We start from the raw sequence: 20,781 nt of genomic DNA on the forward strand, positions 1-20,781 counted from the left end.
CATCATGTCGTCGCTTCCCCAAGCCAAACTGGATGTCCTGCTTGCGCATCACGCCTCGCTCGAGGCGGAGCTGCTCGGCCAGGTCAATTCCGACCGCTACGTGCAGATCACCCGTGAGCTGGCCGAGCTCAATCCGCTGATCGACGCGGTCAAGGCCTATCGCGCCGGCGTCAAGGAGCTCGCCGACACCGAGGCGCTGATCGCCGATCCCGCCACCGATGCCGAAATGCGCGCGATGGCCGAGGCCGAGCGCAACGAACTGATCGCGCGGCGCGGCGAGCTGGAGCAGAAGATCCGCGTCGCGCTGCTGCCGAAGGATGCGATGGACGACCGCAACGTCGTGCTCGAAATCCGCGCCGGCACCGGCGGCGACGAGGCCTCGTTGTTCGCCGGCGACCTGTTCCGGATGTATGAGCGCTTCGCCGCCCTGCAGGGCTGGAAGGTCGAGGTGGTCTCAGCCTCCGAAGGCACCGTCGGCGGCTACAAGGAGATCATCGCCGAGGTGCAGGGCCGCGGCGCGTTCGCCAAGCTGAAATTCGAATCCGGCGTGCACCGCGTGCAGCGCGTGCCCGATACCGAGACGCAGGGCCGCATCCACACCTCCGCGGCGACGGTCGCCGTGCTGCCCGAGGTCGAGGATGTCGACGTCGACATCAAGCCGGACGACCTGCGCATCGAGACCATGCGCGCGCAAGGCGCCGGCGGCCAGCACGTCAACAAGACGGAATCGGCGATCCGCATCACCCATATCCCGACCGGGATCGTCGTGATGATGCAGGACAGCCGCTCGCAGCACAAGAACCGCGCCTCCGCGATGAACATCCTGCGCTCGCGCATCTACGACGCCGAGCGGCAGAAGGTCGACGCGGCCCGCTCGGCCGAGCGCAAGGAGAAAGTCGGCTCGGGCGACCGCTCGGAGCGCATCCGCACCTATAATTTTCCGCAAGGGCGCGTCACCGACCACCGCATCAACCTGACGCTCTACAAGCTGCCGCAGGTGATCGCCGGCGAAGCGCTGGGCGAACTCATCGACGCGCTGACGACCGAGCACCAGGCCGCGCAGCTCGCCGCGCAAGGTGCTGCGGCGTGATGCGCACCGGCGCATTGCAGGAGGCGATGCGACGCTGCCCCGACGCAAACGGTGTCGTCCCGGCGAACGCAGGGACCCCTAACCACCGGCCTTCGTGGCTGTCACAGAAGGCAACTCCGACCGCCCGTCCCGCCACGGCACGGCGTATGGCTCCCCGCGTTCGCGGGGATGACGCGTGGAGGGAGTTTGCGCGATGACCGGCCTCATCGCCGGCGTGACGATCGATGCCGCCCGCCGTGCCCTGGCCGCGCGCTTTGCAGATGCGGGCCTCGACTCGCCCGAGCTCGATGCGCGGCTGCTGGTCGGCCATGCGCTGCAGCTCGACCTCACCGGGCTCGTGATGCACGGGAGACGACAGCTCTCCCATGACGACGCGCAGCGCCTGGAAACGCTGGTGCGGCGCCGGCTGGCCGGCGAACCGGTCGCCCGCATCCTCGGCACCAAAGAGTTCTGGGGCCTGGACCTGCGATTGTCGGCCGACACGCTGGTGCCGCGGCCGGACACAGAGACTGTCGTCGAGCTGGCACTGGAACATCTCGCGGCCGGCGGCGACCTGAAGCGTCGCTTGCGCATCGCCGATCTCGGCACGGGCTCCGGCGCGATCCTGCTGGCGCTGCTGTCCGAGCTGCCGGGGGCCTTTGGACTCGGTACCGACATCAGCTTGGCCGCGCTGACCACCGCGCGGGATAATGCGCGCGCGCTCGGATTGGCCGACCGCGCCGGCTTCGTCGCCTGCTCCTACGCCGCAGCGCTGTCTGCGGGTTTCGACCTGATCGTGTCGAACCCGCCCTACATCCCGTCGTCCGAGATCGGTGCGCTCAACGTCGAGGTGCGCACTCATGATCCGCTGCGCGCCCTGGACGGGGGCAAGGACGGGCTCGACGCCTACCGCGCGCTGATCCCGCAGGCGGCGGCCCTGCTGCGGCCGGACGGCGCTGTCATCGTGGAGGTCGGGCTTGGCCAGAGTGACGAGGTCGCTGCATTGATGGTGAGGGCTGGCCTGACGGCCGATTCCTCGACGATCCGGGCCGATCTGGCCGGTATTCCCCGAACCGTCATGGGCCTAAAAAAGCTCCGGTAAAGGTCGGGGAATGCAGAAAAAGCTCTTGGAATATCCCCCGGGAGCGACTACGTTCCATCCATAGCACCGGTGCAGGCCACGACGAGCGGTATTCACGGAACACCGCCGCGGTCAGATGCCAGAGAGCCGCGCCGGGCGATAGGTTCCAGAACGCAGATCTGCTGAGCGCGAGAGCCCGGATGGCTGCGCAGCCCGCGACTGCAAAGCGAACGAAAGCCTGACTTTGCACTTGAGGTCTTACGCTAAGCAAACTGGGTCGGTCGTGGCGCATGTCGCCTTGGCTGGCTGAATGACGTGGTTCGCCGGTCCCAGGGGCTGGCGGGTGGGGAACGCGTTTTGAACGCGCTTTTGTCGAGAGAATCGGCTGTCGATCACATCGGCATGGGTCAAACCGGCATGTCGGAACCGACATGGGTCGGATGGGACCATTTGGACCGCGCGCGAGGCGTCCGAGCCCGGCGAAGGTATTTCAATACACTCTCGGTATTCCGATAACAATCAGTGCTCAGACAATCGGTGCTCCTAACGCAGGGTTGGAATAAAGGCAGGACATGAGAAACGGTCAGAACAACAAGCGGATGCGCAACCGGAACAGCGGCGGTAACAACAACAATAACCGGCGCGGCCAGAATCCGCTGACCCGGGTGTTCGAGTCCAATGGACCGGACATCAAGATCCGCGGCACTGCCTCTCATGTCGCCGAGAAATATGTCCAGCTTGCCCGCGACGCCCGCTCTTCGGGTGACCCCGTAGCCGCCGAGAACTACTACCAGCACGCCGAGCATTATTTCCGCCTGATTGCCGCCGCGCAGGAGCAGTTCCGACAGAATCAGCCGCAGCAGCCGCGCAACACCGAGGACCTGACCGTCGACGACCTCGACGATGACGCTGAGAGCTTCTCGCATTTCGGCCAGGAGCCCGGCTTCGTTCCGGCCCAGCCGCAGCCTCAGCCCCAACCCTTCATGCGCGACCGCGAAGGCGGCCAGCGCGAGCGCGGCGACAACCAGCCCTATCAGCGCGAGCAGCAGCCGCGCGAGCACCGCGAAGCGCGTGAGCATCGCGAGCCGCGCGAACACCGCGAGCCGCGGGAACACCGTGAACCCCGCGAACATCGCGAGCGGGAGCCGCGCGAGCACCGGGAGCGGCCGCAGCCCGTCCAGTACCAGCCGCAGCCGCAACCCCAGCCCGTCATCGCCGACAGCGGCGTCGATCGGCTGCCGTCCTTCATCACCGGTCCGCAGCCGCAGATCGCCAATCCCCCGGCCGCCTTCGAGGGCGCTGCCGAGCGCTATCCGCGGCGCCGCCGGCGTCCGCATGGTCCGCGCGCTGAAGCAGCCGCTGCTGCGCCGGCGCCGAGCGAGGACCTCAATCCGGGCGAATAGCGATTTCGCTCCGTCGTGAAACACGAAACGGGTGGGCTCTGAGCCCACCCGTTTTTTTGCGCGGGAAGCGCGCAGGAAAACGGCCCGGGATCATGCTTCGTGCGACGGCGGACCGACCTCGCGGCGACCGGCGCCACCGGATCCGGGGGCCGACGGTGACGGCGCCAGCACCGGTTCGAGCCGCGGGATCAGTCGGATGCGCTCGCGGCGCGCCGGGATCACCCGGTAGACCTGCTTGGTCGCCTCCACGATGTGGACACCGGCGAACGGCAGCGACAGCGCCGCGCCGACTCGCTCCCAGGCCATCGCCGATTTCAGGAACCAGCCGCCGACCGGAGGCATGAACAGCGCCTCGCCCCAGCCGGTCGGCGTGAACCAGGTCTGCCGCAGCAGTTGCGTGATCTGCGAGCGCGAATAGGGCCGGCCATGGCCGAACGGCGTGTTGTCGGTCCGCGTCCAGACGCCGCGCCGGTTCGGGATCACGATGATCATGCGTCCCGCCGGCGCCAGCACCCGCCACATCTCGCGCAGCAGCCCGGCCGGGTCGTCCGACATCTCCAGCGCATGCACGATCAGGATGCGGTCGATCGCCGCATCGGGCAGCGGCAGCGAGAACTCGTCCACCAGCGAGGCCAGCGTCGGCCGCGCCGTCGGCCATTTCAGCACCCCCTGCGCCGCCGGCATGAAGGCGATGCAGCGTTCGGAATCCTCGCGGAACAGGCCGAGATAAGGCGTGGGATAGCCGACGCCGAGCACCCGCTGCCCGGCCGCGCTCGGCCAGCGCGCCCGGATACCGCGGTTGATCAAGAGCCGCGCGACGATCCCGAGGCGACCCGAATAGAAATTTCGCAGATCGATCACGTCCATGACGTCAATGTATCATGCGAGCGCGCGCTGCCGCGCGCCGAATATTGCGTTGCGCCTCCAGCGTTAACGCCATATCTCTGCGCGGGACATCGGAGGCCGCCCCGCAGCGCTGCGCCCGGGCTCCGCTTCCACGACCTTCTGGCATCGCGAGCGCGACCATCGTGCCTCGCCCGGTCCCGCCGACGGAGACATCATGGCCGCCGACATCCGCGCCTTCACCTGCCTGTCCGACAATTTCGGCTATCTGATCCATGACCCGGCAACCGGTGCGACTGCCTCGATCGACGCCCCCGAGGCCGGACCGATCGTCCGGCAATTGGACGCCGAAGGCTGGACGCTCACCGACATCCTGATCACGCACCATCATCACGACCATGTCGGCGGCGTCGCCGAGCTCAAGCAGAAATATGGCTGCCGGGTGGTCGCGCCCCACGACAAGACGACGGCGATCGCCAACGTCGATCTGCGAGTCGCCCATGGCGATGTCGTGAAGATCGGCGAGTTGCTCGCGCGGGTGCTGGAGACGCCGGGCCATACGCTCGACCACGTCTCCTACGTGTTCGATGCCGACAAGGCGCTGTTTGCGGCCGACACGCTGTTCTCGGTCGGCTGCGGCCGGGTGTTCGAGGGCACCTATCCGATGATGTGGGACTCGCTTCTCAAGCTGCGCGCGCTTCCGGACGACTTCCGGCTCTATTGCGGCCACGAATACACAGCCTCGAACGTCAAATTCGCCCTCACCGTCGACGGCGACAACGCGGCGCTGAAGGCTCGCGCCGAGGAGGTCACGCGGCTGCGTGCCGCCAACCGGCCGACCATTCCGTCGCTGCTGGGCGACGAGAAGACCGCCAACGTGTTCCTGCGCGCCGACGATCCGGCCGTCGCACTGCGGCTGCGCATGAAGGGCGCCAGCGCCGAGCAGGTGTTCGGCGAGCTGCGCGAGCGCAAGAACAAGTCGTAACGGCGAGGACGACGATGGCCACGCTCTCGGCTGCCGACATCATCGCGCGGCTCGGCCTGCAGCCTCATCCGGAGGGCGGACATTTTCGCGAGACCTTCCGCGATCCGGCCGTCGACGCCTCCGGCCGCGCCGCATCGACCTTGATCTATTTCCTGCTCGCGCGCGGCGAGCGTTCGCATTGGCACAGGGTCGACGCGGTCGAGACCTGGCACTTCTATGCCGGTGCGCCGCTGACCTTGCGGATCGCCGCCGAGGGCCAGGCGCCGCAAACGACGACGCTGGGCATCGACCTCGCAGCCGGCCAGCAGCCGCAGGCGGTGGTGCCCGCCCATGCCTGGCAGGCCGCCGAGAGCGCCGGCGATTGGACGCTCGTCGGCTGCACGGTGGCGCCGGGCTTCATGTTCGAAGGATTCGAGCTTGCGCCGCCCGGCTGGGAGCCGGAGGTCTGAGTCAGGCGCTCGCGCCGGCGACCTTCGCGGCCGGCTCGGCGAAGCGCTGGCGCTCCTGGGCGAGGAAGCCGGAAATCGCGTCGGCCGGCATCGGCTTCGCGAAGTAGTAGCCCTGGATGTAGTCCGCGCCCAGACGCCGCAGGCTGTCGAGCTGCTCCTTGGTCTCGACACCCTCGACGACGCACGAAATTTCCATGTCGGCGCAGAGGCCGGTCAGCGACTTGATGATCTTGTGGCTGATCGGGTTGGCATTGACGTCGCTCACGAAACTGCGGTCGACCTTGAGCTTGTCGAGCGGCAGCCGGTGGACGTGACTGAGCGACGAGTAGCCGGTGCCGAAATCGTCCAGCGAGATGCCGCAACCGATCGCCTTCAATGCCGCGATCGACTGCTCGGCGCGGGCGAAGTCGAAGGTGACGGCGGTCTCGGTGATCTCGAACTCGATGCGGCGCGGCGGCACGCCGCTGGCATGGATGACCGCCAGCAGCGGCAGGACGCCATCCGGCGAACAGATGTCGTGCGCGGAGAGATTGAACGACACGCGAATGTCGTCCGGCCAGGTCCGCGCGGCGGCGAGCGCCTTGACCAGCAGACAACGCGTCAGGCTGCGGATGACGCCGATCCGCTCGGCGGCCGGGATGAAGCTTGCGGGCGACACCGTACCCAGCTTGGGGCTGTGCCAGCGCGCCAGGACCTCGAATCCGGTGGTGCGCGAATTCGTCGCGTCCATGATCGGCTGAAACGCCAGGTCCATCTCGGCGTCGAAATCGGCCGTGCGCAACAGGTGCTCGATCACGCTGCGGCTGCGGATCTCCGCCTCGAGCTCGGTCGAGAAGATGATGGCCTGGCCGCGGGCGCGGCGCTTGGCGTGGTACAGCGCATAGTCGGCGCATTCGTACAGCGCATCCGCAACCATGGCCGAGCGCGGATACAACGCAAAGCCGGTCGAGCACGACAGGCCCGTATGGGTCGTGTCGAACTGATAGGGCAGCTTGATGAGGTCGGTGATCTGCCGTCCGAGGTTGAGCAGATCGTCGTCCGTGGGATTGCCGGCGACCACCAGTCCGAACTCGTCGCCGCCGAGCCGGGCGAGATGGACCTGGCCGCCATGGCCGGCACAGGCGTCGCGGATGCGGCGCGCGGCCTCGATCAGCACGCGGTCGCCGACCGTGTGCCCATAGGTGTCGTTGATCGGCTTGAAGCCGTCGAGATCGATGATGCCGACGGCGAGCCGCGTGCCGTCCCGGTCGGCCTCGGCGAAAGCTTGCGTGAGCTCCGAGAAGAAGCGACGGCGATTGGGCAGATCGGTCAGCGAATCCAGATTGGCGAGGCGGAAGTTTTCATCCGACAGCGCTTGCGTCGCCGCCTGCTCCGCGAGCAGCGATTTGCGGCTGGCGACGAGCGCGGCGAAATCCCGATAATAGATGAACAGCACCGTGACCATCGCGCCGGACACGAGCAGCTGATTGACCGCGATCGCCCGCAGCGCGTGAACGCCCGTGGACATGAAGAAGATGACATAGGGCACGATGACCACGAGGGTCACGATCAGGGCTGCGGAGCGCAGGTGCATCAGGCAGAAGATGATGCCGATGACCGTGACCGCCATGTAGAACGCGACCTGCCCTTTGGCGAATGGGTCGCCGTAGGGGAACAACGCGAAGGACCAGACGACGAACAGCGCCCCGATCGGGCCGGCAATCCGGTTGGTGACACGCAGGTTGCGCAGCACCTCGGCGTCGCTGCTGGCGGCCTCGCCCTGCCGCAGCCACCACAGCATGCGCGCGCCGGTAATCGTCGATAGCAACGCCGGCACCGAGATCGTGAGCCACGTCGGCGCCAGCGGCAGGAACGTGTAGGCGAGCGCCAGGCTGTTGGTGATGAGAATGAAATAGAGCAGCGGCACCTGCTTGGAGAACGCCTGGAACTGCGCGCGCGTCAGCTCGGGACTGTCGGCGGGAACGCGAAACAACTCCCCTGCGCGGGCCATGTAACGTCTCACGTCCGGCATTGCCGCCCCGTTGTCAGCACCATTTCGCAGGGACTATCGCTCAGCACGGGTAAAGGGCGGGTTAGGTGCAGACCGCGCCAAACTGTAATCGGCGGTTGTAAGCTACCGGCCGGCGTGCCGGTTTTGCGCACGGTTAAGTGCGCAGCAAGGATAACCGGCGGATTCGGACCGCCGTGCCCAGTCCGCATGCGAGCCGGCCCCGCCTGACGTCGCTCGACCTGACGCGGTCAGCGCTTGCGCAGGAGGAACATGTCCTTGGCCGCGACCAGACCGCCGCCGGCAATCAGCAGTGCGGCCACCGCCAGGGCGGCGCTCGGGCGGGCATAGCCGGCAACGATCAGGAAAGCCGTCGACAGCAGCGGCGTCGCATAGGATGCGGCACCGAGCACGCGAATGTCTCCGCGCTTCATCCCGATGTCCCAGGCATAGAACGCGGCGCCAACCGGGCCGATGCCGAGACCGGCAACAGCGAGCCACTGCGTCGGGCCGTCGGGCCAGACCGTTCGCTCGACCGCAACATGGACCAGGGCCGCGAGCGCGGACGTCGCCATGCAGAAGCCGGCGACGGCATCGGTCGGCACCGCCTTCAGACGGCGCGAGAGCACCGAATAGATCGCCCACACGAACGCCGCGACGAAGGCGGCCGCGAGCCCCGGCAACTGGCTCGCAGCGAAGCTCGCACCGTTGCCGAGCAACAGCAGCGCGGTGCCGACAAGCCCGATCACGGCGCCGGTCACGTGATGAACCGCGAGCCGCTCCCCCGGCAGAAACGCCGAAAATAGCACGATCAGCAGCGGCCAAAGATAGTTCAGCAGCCCGGCTTCTGCCGGCGGCGCGAAGCGCAGCGCCAGGAAGTACAGCGCGTGATAACCGAACAGCCCGCCGACGCCCACGGCCCACGCCGTCAGCGGCTGCCGCAGCACCCGTAGCCCGTCCGGTCGGCGGACCAGACTGAGCAGGCCGACCGCGCCGCCGATCGCGAAGGTCATCGCCGCAAGCTGGAAGGCGGGGATCGTGCCAGTTGCCACCGTCAACAAGGCGAGCAGCGACCACATCAGGATCGCGGTCAGACCGATCAGGGTCGCATTGCGCTGGGACATCAGGCGGCAGGCTCCGTCACGGCCGGCTCATGCCGGCCACCCACGCCTGCGTCCGTGCGGGGAGCGTCCAAGACGTGAATGCCCGCGGCGAGCGCGGGCATCAGGTTTTCCTTAACCGCAGATGGTGGCCGGAGGCAACGCCGCCTTCGAGGCTCACACCATGTACTGGCCGCCATTGACCGACAGCGTCGAGCCGGTGATGGCTCCGGCCTCATCAGCCGCGAGGAACACCACGGCGCGCGCGATCTCCTCGGGCTCGCCGAGGCGCCCCACCGGAATCAGCGGCAGGATGGCTTTCTCGAGCACGTCCTTCGGCACCGCCTGCACCATCTCGGTGTTGATGTAGCCCGGGCAGATCACGTTGACGGTGATGCCGGCCTTGGCCGTCTCCAGCGCGAGCGCCTTGGTGAAGCCGATGTCGCCGGCCTTCGCCGCGGAGTAGTTGACCTGGCCGAACTGGCCCTTCTGGCCGTTGATCGAGGAGATGTTGATGATGCGGCCGAACTTGCGCGCGCGCATGCCCTCGATGACCGGGCGGGTCATGTTGAACAGCGAGCCGAGATTGGTGTTGATCACCGCGCTCCACTGCTCGAGCGTCATCTTGTGGAAGGCCGTATCACGGGTGATGCCGGCATTGTTGATCAGCACATCGATCGGACCGAGATCGGCTTCGACCTTCTTGATGCCTTCGCCGCAGGCCTCGAACGAGCTGACGTCCCATTTGTAGACGGGGATCTCGGTCTCGCTCTTGAACTTCTCCGCCGCGGCATCGTTGCCGCCGTAATTCGCCGCGACCTTGTATCCCGCCGCCTTCAGCGCCTTGCTGATCGCCGCTCCGATACCGCGCGTTCCCCCCGTCACCAACGCCACACGTGCCATGTCGAATCCTTCCCTCGATGACTGATCGCACAGGACAACCTCTGGCTGTCGCCGCGCTTGCCGTTGTTATTGGATCATGAACCTCCGCGCGACGATCAACTTGCCGCACGACAACCCATGCTCGCTCAACTCCATTTTTTAGTGGTCGATTATGCGACGTGTTTGACGGACATCAAGAACAAAACGCCCGGCGAGATCGCCGGGCGTTGATCTTTAGTTGAGCTGGACGCGATTGCGAAGACTGAACGGTTCGCAGTCACTGCCGGCTTTTTAGTCGCGTGCAACGCACAGCGCGATGCCCATGCCGCCGCCGATGCACAGCGTGGCAAGACCCTTCTTCGCGTCGCGCTTCTGCATCTCGTGCAGCAGAGTCACGAGCACGCGCGCGCCAGACGCACCGATCGGATGGCCGATCGCGATCGCGCCGCCGTTGACGTTGACCTTGGCCGGATCCCAGCCGAGATCCTTGTTCACCGCACAAGCCTGCGCGGCGAACGCCTCGTTGGCTTCGATCAGGTCGAGGTCGGCGATGTTCCAGCCGGCCTTCTTCAGCGCCGAACGCGACGCCGGGATCGGGCCGGTGCCCATGATCTTCGGATCGACGCCCGCCTGGCCCCAGGACACGATCCGCGCGAGCGGGGTCTTGCCCTCCTTGGCCGCCTGCTTGGCGGTCATCAGCACCACGGCAGCCGCGCCGTCATTGATGCCCGACGCGTTGCCGGCGGTGACCGTGCCGTCCTTCTCGAACGCCGCACGCAGCTTGGCCATGGCCTCGATCGTCGCGCCATGACGCGGATATTCGTCGGTGTCGACCACGGTGTCACCCTTGCGGCTCTTGACCGTCACGGGCGCGATCTCGTCCTTGAACCTGCCGGCCTTCTGAGCCGCCTCGGCCTTGTTCTGCGATGCAACCGCGAACTCGTCCTGCTGCGCGCGCGTGATCTGATATTGCTTCGCAACGTTCTCGGCGGTGTTGCCCATGTGATAGCCGTTGAAGGCGTCCCACAGGCCGTCCTTGATCATCGTGTCGACCAGATCGAGCGAGCCCATCTTCACACCGGCGCGCAGATATTGCGCATGCGCCGCCATGCTCATCGACTCCTGGCCGCCGGCGACCACGATATCGGAGTCGCCATTGACGAGCGCCTGGTAGCCGAGCGCCACGGAGCGCAGGCCGGAGCCGCACAGTTGGTTGATGCCCCAGGCCGGGCTCTCGACTGGAATGCCGGCGGCGATCGAAGCCTGGCGCGCCGGGTTCTGGCCCTGCGCCGCAGTGAGGATCTGGCCCATAATGACCTCCGAGACGCGGCCCGGCTCGACGCCGGCGCGCTCCAGCGCGGCCTTGATGGCCACCGCCCCCAATTCGTGAGCCGGGACACTGGCGAAGGCACCGTTGAAACTTCCAACCGCGGTGCGGGCGGCGCTGACGATGACGACATCGTCTGACATGAGCATCTCCTGGGGTTCTTGATCTTGGACGTGAAAGCGAGGGCTTGAGACTCGAGGGTATTTGAAATGAAAATGATCTTTTCAGTTCACGGTCGTGCCGGCCCTCCGCAAGCCCCGGATTGGCGAGTGCGCAACCTTCGTCCTTCATCCTGTTAACGTCGTTGCGACATGTCAATTGGCGGCATCAGCAATTCCTGCTGCAGCGCATTCAAATTGGGATGCTTGGCCGTTTCGTGAGCAAGATTTCTGCTGCGGGATTAACCGTTCCGCACAAAACCGTAGCCGAACTCGCTCGAAAGTGATTACGTTATTGCATTGCGTAGCTCTTCGCCCTGCGGCGACGCCGCCGGGTTCCCTGTTCTCGGTTTGCATGTGTGAGCTCATGGCGAAATCTGACCAACCCACCACAATCAAGAAATACGCGAACCGGCGGCTCTACAATACCGGGACGAGTACCTACGTGACCCTCGAAGATCTTGCCTCGATGGTTAAGAACGGGGAGGATTTCCTGGTCTACGACGCCAAGACCGGCGACGACATCACGCGGTCGGTCCTCGCGCAGATCATCTTCGAGCAGGAGAACAAGGCCGGTCAGAACCTGCTGCCGACCACGTTCCTGCGCCAGCTGATCCGCTTCTACGGCGACAGCATGCAGATGGTGGTGCCAAAGTACCTTGAGCAGTCGATCGATACCCTGACCCGGGAGCAGGAGAAATTCCGCAAGCAGATCGCCGACACCTTCAGCGGGACGCCGTTCGCGCCGCTCGAGGAGCAGGTGCGCCGCAACATGGAACTGTTCCAGCAGACGTTCTCGATGTTCAAGCCGTTCACGCCGCCGGTGCGCGCCGACGAGAAGGCCGCCGAGCCGGCCCCGGCCGCCGACGACAACATCGACGAGCTGCGCCGTCAGATGAAGGAAATGCAGGACCGGCTCGATCGCATGTCGGAGCCGAAGAAGGACGAGCAGCAAGGCTGACGCCGAAGGCCGGCGGCTGATCAACCCGCCGCCGGCAGCTCCACCCTGCCGTTACCGATCCACGGCCGATCGACCGAGGCGAGGCCAATCACCCGGCCCTGAATGTAATCGCAGCCCCAGTCGCGCAGCAGCGCGACCGACGCCTCGTCCTGCACCCATTCCGCGACCGTCTTGATCTGCAGCCGTCGCGCCAGCTCGACCAGCGTCTGCACAAAGGCGCGGTCGTCAGCCGAGCGCACGAGGTTCTGCACGAAGGCGCCGTCGATCTTGACGATGTCGACGCCGAGCTTGCGCAGATTGCGGAATGAGGTGTGCCCGGCGCCGAAATCATCGATGGCGATTCGGCTGCCGAGATCTTTCAGCCGCGTCACGAAGCCGCGGAGATCGTCGACGTCCTGGATCTCGACCGTCTCGGTGATCTCGACGATCAGCCGTTCGGCGACCCCAGGATGGGCGCGCATCATGGACTCGATCGAGGCCCACCAGTCCGGATCCATGGTGGTCTCAGGCGAGATGTTGAGGCTCAGGGTGACGTCGGGCGTGCTCGCGAGCTCCGCCACCACCAGCTCCAGAATGCGGTGATCGACCAGACGGATCAAACCGAGCCGTTCGGCGACTGGGACGACGTCCGGCGCCAGCAAGGCCCGGCCGTCATCCTGGCGCATCCGCACCAGGCATTCATAGAAGGCGGGCGCAAGCGTGTTGGCATTCACCACGGGCTCGAACGCTGTGACGATGCGCCGCTCATTGAGCGCGGTCACGATCTCGTCGGTGACGCGGATGTTGACCTTGCGCTGTGCGTCGCGCTCCACGTTCGGCCGCCAGGTCGAGAACGATCCGATGCGGCGGCGCTTGGCGGCGTCGAGCGTCTCATGGGCGCGGTTGACCGCTTCCTCGACCGAGCGCGCGTGACGGGGAACGCTCACGGCGCCGATCGTCGCGGTGACGGCGACCGGACCTGACTTGGTCGGCACCACCTCGTCGCGCACGGTCGCGAGAAAGCGCTCGGCCGCGGTGGTCATGTCGTCCATCGTGCAGTTCTTCAGGATCAGCCCGAACTTGTTGCCCGAGAACCGCCCGAGCGTGTCGCCACCGCGGAGCCGGCCCCGGATGCGCTGGGCGATCTCCAGCACGACGCCGTCGGCGACGTCGAAGCCGAAGGCGTCGTTGATGCGCGCGAGATGATCGATGCCGACCAGCATGAAGGCGCAGGAGAAGCGGAACCGCTGCGACTCCTCGATCACCTCGGCAAGCGTCGCCAGCAGATGCGTTCGGTTCAGCTCGCCGGTCAGCGGATCGTGCCGTGACAGCTTGAGCAGCTGCTCCTCGCGGGCGTGGCGCTCGTTGTTGATCCGCACAATGCCCTGGGCACGCAAGGGCCGCCCATCGGGGCCGGCGAACCAGCAGCCGGTCTCCTCGACCCAGATCAATGGCGCACCGGCGTGGGTGCGCACGCCATATTCGATCCGGTACGGCGTGCCGGCGGCGCCATGCAGCGGCGCCGCCTGGTGCAGGATCTCGGAGCGGATGCTGCGGTCCGGCTCGATGAGCTTGCTGAATTCGGCGCCGTTGCAGAGTTGCGGCAGCGGAACGTCGGCAAACACCGCCCCGACGTGATCGCTCCAGACGATCACGTCGCTCGCCAGATCCCAGACAAAGGCAGCTTGGCCCAGGGACGCCAGGATCATCGCGGTCTGTGGCAATTCGGATGTCAAGGTCGCCTCGTTTCGGCACAGGCCGGCAGGACCGGCGCTGATTTGGGAACGGCCAGCGCGCATCCGCGCGAGCGGCGGCGGCCGAGTTCGCGAATCAGACTACGCATCTCTGGTTAACGGAGAGCATGCCGAGGCGACGAGCGCGTGTCGGAGACGCGTCAACCATGTTTGGAACATGCAGCGCTCCAGAGCGCTTGGAACGGCATTGCTCTTGCGAGATCGAGGAGCGAAAGGCTCCGGCGTCCCAGAACGTGACAATCGCGCCGGCGGTGGTTGGACAATGTTAACGATTGATCAGGACGGCGATCGCCTGGATGGGTCGGAGGAGACCTCCCGCTCCGTGACGCTGCTGCCGAGCGATGCGAGCCATGACCTTCGCGCGCGGATCGTTCGCGCAGCACGCCCCGACGCCGGCTTCGTGACCCATCTGATCGCGACCGCCGAGCAGCTGCCGCAAACCCGCACGCTCAGGCGCGCGGCGGTTGCCGACGTCCACAGTGCCTATGCGGCGAGGCTTCAGCCGGTCACGCGTGCCGGCGGCCGGACCCGAGAAATGATCTGAGCGGCGCGCTCCTGCGCCTCAGGGCTTCGGCGCGTCGGGTTTGGGCGGCTCTGGAGCGCCCGGAGAGGCGGTCTCGGTCTCCTTTGCCTCCGCGACCCAGCCGGTCGTCGGAGCGGGAGCCGGCCGGGGGACCGAGCGGTCGAGCAGCACGGACTCGGCGACCGAAGCAGCAGCCGGCACGGCATCGATCGGCTCTTCAACGACGGGCGCGGCAGCATCCGCCTTCTGAACCTCCGCCTGCTCAACCTCCGCCTTGGCCGGTTCTTTGACCGATTCTCTGGCCGGCTCCTCGATCGGCTGAGGTTCCGGATCAGGCACGGTCGCTTCGGCCGGCGCGGGCATGGAAGCGGGAGCTGCGACGACTGAGCGGGCGGCGCGCTTGGTGCGCAGCGAGACTCCGCCGAAGAAATCGACCATCGCCAGCAGGGTCAGCAGCAGGAAGGTCGAATTCCCGAACTTCTGCCACATCGCGAATTCCGCCGCGGCGCCGCCGAAGACCAGCAGCGACAGCAGATGATCGGTCAGATATTTCCCGTTCGGCTTCGCCGCCTTGATGATTTCGAGCAGCAGCAGCAGCACGCCCAGGGCCAGCAGCATGTCGCCGAGCGAGATCGTCCAGACCTCGCCGGACGGAAGCTGAAGGCGCAGCAGCGTCTCGCTGAACGCGACCCCCGGCATCAGGAAGACGATCATGTTGTAGATCGCCAGCGGGATCAGCAGCAGCGGGAAACCGACCATGGACATCGGTTGAAGCCTTGGATGGCGCGGGCGGCGGCCCGGCGCAAAGTCAATCGGTGCGAAGATGAGACAGCGAGACGGGATCACGCGGCACAGATACGCAACGGTCCCGGCGAATCACGTCGCACGGGACCGCTTTCAACCCCATCGATGGCCGAATTCGGGCAGCTTGGAAAGCGGCCCGCGCGGACAATCAGGCGTCTTTCTTCTTCAGGACCTGGCGGCCCTTGTACATGCCGGTCTTCAGGTCCAGGTGGTGCGGACGACGCAGCTCGCCGGAATCCTTGTCCTCGACATAGGTCGGCTTCTTGATGGCGTCAGCCGAGCGGCGCATGCCGCGGCGCGACGGCGAAGTTTTTCTTCTGGGGACGGCCATATCGGTATCCTCTAGGGTATTTTTGCAAGGCATCGTCCGCAAAGGACGGCTGCAGCCATGAAGCTGGCGAGCCCGGATGCCGATCAAGGCCGCGCTTATAGAGGAAGGGGTGCGGCATGGCTAGGGCTCTCCGAGGCATTTTTGGCCAAAATTGCGCCCGCTCGGACCTCACCGCCGCTCCCCCCAGCAGGCCTGCAGGCTGGAGGCCTGGGCCCGCACCATGTAGGTCGCCGACAGCCGCCGCACACCCGGCCCCGGGGCCCGGGCGCTGCGCCGGACGGGGTTCGGCAGGATCGAGGCCATCAGCGCCGCCTCGCGCGGCCCTAAGCCAGCTGCCGAGCGGTTGAACGCGTAATTGGCGCCCGCCTCCACCCCGAACTGGCCGCTGGGACCGAGCTCGGCGATGTTGAGGTAGATTTCGAGGATGCGCCGCTTGCCGAGGACGAGGTCGATCCACAGCGCCAGCGGCAGTTCCAGCGCCTTGCGAACATAGCTGCGGCCCTGCCACAGGAACAGGTTCTTGGCGACCTGCTGGGTGATGGTCGAGCCGCCCCGCGAGACCTCGCCGTCCTCGGCATCGTCCATGACCTCGCGCAGCGCGCCCCAGTCGATGCCGTGATGGCTGCAGAATTTGGCATCCTCCGCGGCCACCACCGAGCGCGGCAAATACGGCGACATGGCCGAGAGGTCGATCCAGTGCCGCGTCACCGGCTGCCCCGTCACCGACCGCCACAGCATCAGGGTCGAGGCGGGGTGACCCACGGCATAGAACGGCGTCAGCGCATAGGGCACGAGCAGCACCAGCACGGCGATCACGAGGATGGTTCTGACGGTACGCAAGGGCAGGCGCCGCTCGGTTGGGACCACCGCGGGGGCGGACAATTGGAGGGGATTATCCGACATCTCGATGTGGTTTCCTGCTTTTTTCCGCCGTCGCGGCCGAAAGCCGCCACCGCTCCGGCAATTGACGAAGTCGCCGCCATCAACGATTGTCCGGCGAATTTTGCCCCTGGAGCTCTTGTTAAATGACTGCGACGGCCCTCACCGACTTCACCCAACGCCTGGACAAGACCGCGGAAGAGACCGAAGCCCTGCTCGGCGAGCTCCTCGGCGATGCGCCGCTGGCGGACGAGATCATCAGGCCGAAGCGGCTGATCGAGTCGATGCGCTATTCGAGCCTGAACGGCGGCAAGCGGCTACGCCCGTTCCTGGTGGTCGAGAGCGCCGCCGTGTTCGGCGTCCCGCGCAAGGGCGCGCTGCTGACCGGCGCGGCGCTCGAATGCATCCACTGCTACTCGCTCATCCACGACGATCTGCCGGCGATGGACAATTCCGACCTGCGGCGCGGGCGTCCGACCCTGCACAAGGTCTATGACGACGCCACCGCGATCCTGGCCGGCGACGCGCTGCTGACCATCGCCTTCGACATCATCACCCGCGACGAGATCCATCCCGATGCCGGCGTCCGCCTCGCTTTGACCCGGGCGCTGGCCCGCTGCGCCGGTGTCGGCGGCATGGCCGGCGGCCAGATCCTCGACCTCGCCGGCGAGGGCCGGTTCGGCGACAGTGGCCCGGTCGACGTCGCCCGCGTCCAGCAGATGAAGACCGGCGCCCTGCTCCGCTTCGGCTGCATCGCCGGCGCCCTGCTCGGCCAGGCCTCGGCGGCCGAGTACCAGGCGCTCGACGACTACGGCCGCGCGCTCGGCGAAGCCTTCCAGATCGCCGACGACCTGCTCGACGTCGAGGGCGATGCCGCCACCCTCGGCAAGCCAGCCGGTGCCGACGCCGAGCTCGGCAAGACCACCTTCGTCACCCAGCTCGGCGTCGAGGGCGCCAAGCAGCGCGTCCGCGACCTGCTCGCCCGCGGCGATGCCGCGCTATCGGTCTTCGGCGCCAAGGGCGACGTGCTGCGGGCCGCCGCGCACTTCGTCGCCGAACGCAAGAGCTGAGGCGAGGCATTGGGCGGAGTCCATCCCGACGATCCGGACCTCGCCCGCTTCACGCGGCTGCCGGCTGCGCTGCGCGTCATCTATGCGCGGCCGCGCACCTTCATATCGCTGGGCCTCGCGATCTTCGCGTTCTTCCTGCTGCCGCCGGCGCTGCGGCTGATCACGCGGCTCCTGATCAGCTGGGACATCTTCACCGCGCTCTACCTCGTGCTGGTCGCGGCGATGATGCTGCGCAGCGAGCATCATCACATCCGCCGCAAGGCGGTCATGCAGGACGACGGCCGTTTCGTGATCCTGCTGGTCACGGCGCTCGGCGCCTTCGCCAGCATCGCCGCGATCGTGCTCGAGCTCGGCGCTTCCAAGCGCGACGCTCCGGCGCTGACGCTGGCGCTGCTCACCGTCTCGCTGTCCTGGGCCGCGGTGCATGCGACCTTCGCCCTGCACTACGCCCATGACTACTACCGCGGCGCCAAGCCCGGCGGCCTGCAGTTCCCGAGCGGCGACACGGACGAGCACGCCGACTACTGGGACTTCGTCTACTTCTCCTTCATCATCGGCATGACCGCCCAGGTCTCCGACGTCGGCATCACCGACAAGATCATCCGCCGCACCGCGACCGTGCACGGCATCATCTCGTTCGTCTACAACACCGCGCTGGTCGCCCTGATGGTCAACATCGCCGCCAGCGTAATCTCGTCCTGATCAGTTGCACACCTCGACGCTGGCATTATTGGCCGGGCCGCCGCCGCCGCGATATTCCAGCCGGCAGCCGGGCCTGACGGCGCGGCACAGATAGGCGTCGCAATAGATCTGCCCGCCCGACTTCGGCCGGGCGGCTTGCGTCTGCGGCTTGGTGTAGCCCGGGGCCGTCCCGACGCCGAGACCGCCACCACCTCCGATCCCAACCCCGACGCCCGCACCGGGAGCCGGCATCGGCAGGCCGGCATCCGGCGCCGCACGCGCGCGGCGGCGCGACGGCACATCTTCGTCGCTGCCATCGCGCTTGGCGACCGGCTTCCTGTCGCGCCGCTTCTCGCATTCATTGTCGTCGTTGACGAACGAACCCTCGGCGCAAACGATGCGGGCGCAGCGGTCGCCGTCCGGCTTGGTGCCATGCTGGCAGACCAGCGGGCAGACGCGCGCCTGCTTGAGCTTGATCGCCTGGAGCGCATCGGCCGAGGCGGCCTGGGTATCGAGCTTGGTGCCGGCATAGCGGTTGAACTGCGACAGCGAGCGGCGCGAGGCCGAGCCCCAGTCGCCATCGGCATCCTCGGTGAGGCAGCCGACGCGGCGCAGCTCGAGCTGCACCGACTTGGCGAGATCGGCGGGCTGCGCGGCCGGGGTGAGCGAGGCGACCTGGCCCTGCTGCGGTGCTGCGGGCGTGGGCGCGCCGGGCGAGGTCGCCGCGCGCGGATTGTCGACCGCCGCGAGCTGCTGCTCACCGCGCTTCTTCTCGGCTTCGGCCGCCTGCTGCTGCGCCACCTGATTAGCCTTCTCAGCGACAATCCGAGCCTGCTCCGCCGCCCTGGCCTCGGCCTCCGCCTTGGCGAGCGTCTCCTTGCGCGCGCCCTCGGCGGCGAGCCGCGCCCGCTCGGCCTCGGTGGCGCGGGCCTTTTCGGAAGCGGCGGCGCGATTCTCCTCGGCGGCGAGCTTGTCGAGCTGCAACTTGGCAAGGCTGGCGTAGAATCCGTCGGGATATTGCGCCAGGAAGGCGTTCAGCGCGCCCTTGTTGCCGACCTGCATCGCGAGCTCGTAATCGCGCCGGATGTCGGCCTGCGGGCTCGGCGGCGGCGTCACCGGCATCTGCGTGACGACGCGCGGCACGCCAGGGACCAGCGGCACGTCCTCGCCGCCGAGCGAGCCGTACACGAACGGCTCCTGGCGGTTGGCGGTCGCTTTCAGCACCTCGTCGCGGACGAAGCCGAACGCCTTGCGGACGTCGAGGCCGGGGGTCGCGATGTGCCGCGACAGCGCCAGGGTGAACGGCGAGTTCTTGCCGTCGCCGTCCTGCGCGGTCGAGCCGGCCTTGGCGGAATAGGCGATCAGCGTATTCGGGCTGGTCGGCTCGACCTTGGCGAGGCCGCGGCCGAGGCTGCGGGTCGCCACCGTCCGCTGCATGTTGCGCGTGAACGGGTTGTCGCGGCAGGCGTCGAGAATGACCAGGCGCAGCTTCTTCGCCGGCTCGACGGCGACCAGAATACGGTCGAGCGACAGCGTCTCGTCATAGACGTCGGTGTCACGCTCGAGCCGGGCGTCGATCGGGATCAGATAGTTCGCCCCTTCGACCTCCATGCCGTGGCCGGCGTAGTAGACCACCGCAATATCGGCATCGCGGGCGGCGTCGGCGAAATCGCGCAAGGCCCGCCTGGTCTCCCGCGCGGTCAGATCGCGCCGGTAATCGACGACATCGAAGCCCGCGCTCTTGAAGGTCGCCGTCATCACCGCGCCGTCATTGGCGGGGTTCGTCAGTTGCGGCACGTTCTGATAGGCGGAATTGCCGATGACGAGCGCCACCCGCTTGTCGGCGAGCGCGGGGTGGCCGACCAGCAGCAGCGCTCCCGCCAGGATGTAACCGCCCAATCGAAGTGACCAAGACATCGTACCTACCCCATACCGCTGGGAGACCTGCTGGGACCTGCCTATCAGAGTGCAGCCCATTGGGCTTGTGACCGGGATCACGCAGATTTATTCCCGATCGACCTGGCCTCGGCCATTATAGTCTGTCGCTGGCGCAATGGCGCCAGTTCATGCCTTGCCAAGCGCCGTTTTGCATCGAAAATGCGATCCTTGTTTGTCCAGGTTCCCAGGGAGTTGGCCGTGAGCACAGACCGTTCCACCGTCGAGGCCGTCGTTCAGGGCTATTTCGATGCGCTCTACGAGGGCGACGCCGACAAGCTCGGTGCCGTGTTCCACCCCACCGCGGACCTGCGCTGGGTCGAGAATGGCGAACTCAAGATCCTGACCGTGCCGGACTGGCTGGCCTGGGTGCGCAAGCGCCCATCGGCCAAGGCTGAGGGCAAGCCGCGCGAGGACTTCATCGTCACCATCGATCGTTCGGACGACAAGACGGCCTTCATCAAGGTGCGCTGCCAGCTGCCGCCGCGCTATTTCACCGACTATCTCGTGGCGATGAAACTGAAGGACGGCTGGCAGATCGTGTCGAAGTCCTACCGCTACGACTTCCGGGATTGACGCC

General features: G+C 66.8%; 20 protein-coding genes. 10 read left to right on the forward strand and 10 right to left on the reverse strand.

The window, feature by feature from the left end:
- Nucleotides 1-4: 4 nt before the first annotated feature.
- The 3 genes from prfA to QW863_RS17120 all read left to right on the forward strand — a co-directional run bounded on the left by prfA (nt 5) and on the right by QW863_RS17120 (nt 3,553).
- On the forward strand, nt 5-1,090 hold the full coding sequence (gene prfA / locus QW863_RS17110) for a peptide chain release factor 1 (protein ID WP_315715186.1): 1,086 nt from the start codon (nt 5-7) through the stop codon (nt 1,088-1,090).
- A 193-nt stretch (nt 1,091-1,283) separates the two neighbouring features.
- Nucleotides 1,284-2,171: a peptide chain release factor N(5)-glutamine methyltransferase gene (prmC, locus tag QW863_RS17115; protein ID WP_315715185.1), complete on the forward strand. Its 888-nt coding sequence runs from the start codon at nt 1,284-1,286 to the stop codon at nt 2,169-2,171.
- 551 nt (nt 2,172-2,722) lie between these two features.
- A complete protein-coding gene (locus QW863_RS17120; RefSeq protein WP_315715184.1) occupies nt 2,723-3,553 on the forward strand; it encodes a DUF4167 domain-containing protein in 831 nt (276 codons plus the stop codon).
- A gap of 90 nt (nt 3,554-3,643) precedes the next feature.
- Here the strand turns inward: QW863_RS17120 and QW863_RS17125 are convergent, their stop codons facing one another.
- The gene (locus tag QW863_RS17125; RefSeq protein WP_315715183.1) at nt 3,644-4,420 is read right to left on the reverse strand and encodes a class I SAM-dependent methyltransferase; all 777 of its coding nucleotides are present in this window, start codon (nt 4,418-4,420) and stop codon (nt 3,644-3,646) included.
- A 193-nt stretch (nt 4,421-4,613) separates the two neighbouring features.
- Between QW863_RS17125 and gloB the strand changes: the two genes are divergently transcribed.
- Together gloB and QW863_RS17135 are read left to right on the forward strand one after the other, a co-directional pair.
- Entirely contained in the window at nt 4,614-5,381 is a 768-nt protein-coding gene (gene gloB / locus QW863_RS17130; protein ID WP_315715182.1) for a hydroxyacylglutathione hydrolase, read from the forward strand.
- A 14-nt stretch (nt 5,382-5,395) separates the two neighbouring features.
- Nucleotides 5,396-5,830 carry a cupin domain-containing protein gene (locus tag QW863_RS17135; protein ID WP_315715181.1) on the forward strand — a complete coding sequence of 145 codons (435 nt, stop codon included), beginning with the start codon at nt 5,396-5,398 and terminating at the stop codon, nt 5,828-5,830.
- A 1-nt stretch (nt 5,831) separates the two neighbouring features.
- Here the strand turns inward: QW863_RS17135 and QW863_RS17140 are convergent, their stop codons facing one another.
- The 4 genes from QW863_RS17140 to QW863_RS17155 all read right to left on the reverse strand — a co-directional run bounded on the left by QW863_RS17140 (nt 5,832) and on the right by QW863_RS17155 (nt 11,269).
- A complete protein-coding gene (locus tag QW863_RS17140) occupies nt 5,832-7,841 on the reverse strand; it encodes a putative bifunctional diguanylate cyclase/phosphodiesterase (RefSeq protein ID WP_315715180.1) in 2,010 nt (669 codons plus the stop codon).
- A 227-nt stretch (nt 7,842-8,068) separates the two neighbouring features.
- Nucleotides 8,069-8,941 carry a DMT family transporter gene (locus tag QW863_RS17145; RefSeq protein WP_315715179.1) on the reverse strand — a complete coding sequence of 291 codons (873 nt, stop codon included), beginning with the start codon at nt 8,939-8,941 and terminating at the stop codon, nt 8,069-8,071.
- A gap of 153 nt (nt 8,942-9,094) precedes the next feature.
- Nucleotides 9,095-9,820: a beta-ketoacyl-ACP reductase gene (locus QW863_RS17150; RefSeq protein WP_315715178.1), complete on the reverse strand. Its 726-nt coding sequence runs from the start codon at nt 9,818-9,820 to the stop codon at nt 9,095-9,097.
- A 270-nt stretch (nt 9,821-10,090) separates the two neighbouring features.
- The gene (locus QW863_RS17155) at nt 10,091-11,269 is read right to left on the reverse strand and encodes an acetyl-CoA C-acetyltransferase (protein WP_315715177.1); all 1,179 of its coding nucleotides are present in this window, start codon (nt 11,267-11,269) and stop codon (nt 10,091-10,093) included.
- 382 nt (nt 11,270-11,651) lie between these two features.
- Between QW863_RS17155 and phaR the strand changes: the two genes are divergently transcribed.
- The gene (phaR, locus tag QW863_RS17160; RefSeq protein WP_315715176.1) at nt 11,652-12,245 is read left to right on the forward strand and encodes a polyhydroxyalkanoate synthesis repressor PhaR; all 594 of its coding nucleotides are present in this window, start codon (nt 11,652-11,654) and stop codon (nt 12,243-12,245) included.
- Between the two features lie 20 nt (nt 12,246-12,265).
- Here the strand turns inward: phaR and QW863_RS17165 are convergent, their stop codons facing one another.
- On the reverse strand, nt 12,266-13,933 hold the full coding sequence (locus QW863_RS17165; protein WP_315715423.1) for an EAL domain-containing protein: 1,668 nt from the start codon (nt 13,931-13,933) through the stop codon (nt 12,266-12,268).
- 367 nt (nt 13,934-14,300) lie between these two features.
- On the opposite strand from QW863_RS17165, the gene QW863_RS17170 reads away from it, so the two are divergent.
- On the forward strand, nt 14,301-14,522 hold the full coding sequence (locus QW863_RS17170) for a hypothetical protein (protein ID WP_315715175.1): 222 nt from the start codon (nt 14,301-14,303) through the stop codon (nt 14,520-14,522).
- An 18-nt stretch (nt 14,523-14,540) separates the two neighbouring features.
- Here the strand turns inward: QW863_RS17170 and QW863_RS17175 are convergent, their stop codons facing one another.
- The 3 genes from QW863_RS17175 to QW863_RS17185 form a co-directional block, all read right to left on the reverse strand.
- Complete coding sequence (locus QW863_RS17175; RefSeq protein ID WP_315715174.1) at nt 14,541-15,266, reverse strand: hypothetical protein; 726 nt, start codon at nt 15,264-15,266, stop codon at nt 14,541-14,543.
- Nucleotides 15,267-15,453: 187 nt separating this feature from the next.
- Nucleotides 15,454-15,636: a 50S ribosomal protein L32 gene (gene rpmF, locus QW863_RS17180; protein WP_006610266.1), complete on the reverse strand. Its 183-nt coding sequence runs from the start codon at nt 15,634-15,636 to the stop codon at nt 15,454-15,456.
- A 168-nt stretch (nt 15,637-15,804) separates the two neighbouring features.
- Nucleotides 15,805-16,476 carry a transglycosylase domain-containing protein gene (locus QW863_RS17185; RefSeq protein ID WP_315715422.1) on the reverse strand — a complete coding sequence of 224 codons (672 nt, stop codon included), beginning with the start codon at nt 16,474-16,476 and terminating at the stop codon, nt 15,805-15,807.
- 185 nt (nt 16,477-16,661) lie between these two features.
- On the opposite strand from QW863_RS17185, the gene QW863_RS17190 reads away from it, so the two are divergent.
- Together QW863_RS17190 and QW863_RS17195 are read left to right on the forward strand one after the other, a co-directional pair.
- Entirely contained in the window at nt 16,662-17,585 is a 924-nt protein-coding gene (locus QW863_RS17190; RefSeq protein ID WP_315715173.1) for a farnesyl diphosphate synthase, read from the forward strand.
- 9 nt (nt 17,586-17,594) lie between these two features.
- Complete coding sequence (locus QW863_RS17195) at nt 17,595-18,287, forward strand: DUF1345 domain-containing protein (protein WP_315715172.1); 693 nt, start codon at nt 17,595-17,597, stop codon at nt 18,285-18,287.
- On the opposite strand, the gene QW863_RS17200 is transcribed toward QW863_RS17195, so the two are convergent.
- Nucleotides 18,288-20,183 carry a caspase domain-containing protein gene (locus QW863_RS17200; RefSeq protein WP_315715171.1) on the reverse strand — a complete coding sequence of 632 codons (1,896 nt, stop codon included), beginning with the start codon at nt 20,181-20,183 and terminating at the stop codon, nt 18,288-18,290.
- A 219-nt stretch (nt 20,184-20,402) separates the two neighbouring features.
- On the opposite strand from QW863_RS17200, the gene QW863_RS17205 reads away from it, so the two are divergent.
- Nucleotides 20,403-20,777, forward strand: coding sequence for a nuclear transport factor 2 family protein (locus QW863_RS17205; RefSeq protein WP_315715170.1), 375 nt, complete (start codon nt 20,403-20,405; stop codon nt 20,775-20,777).
- The last annotated feature ends 4 nt before the right edge of the window (nt 20,778-20,781 follow it).

The sequence above is a fragment of the Bradyrhizobium sp. SZCCHNR1017 genome, assembly GCF_032381375.1.
Lineage (GTDB): Bacteria > Pseudomonadota > Alphaproteobacteria > Rhizobiales > Xanthobacteraceae > Bradyrhizobium.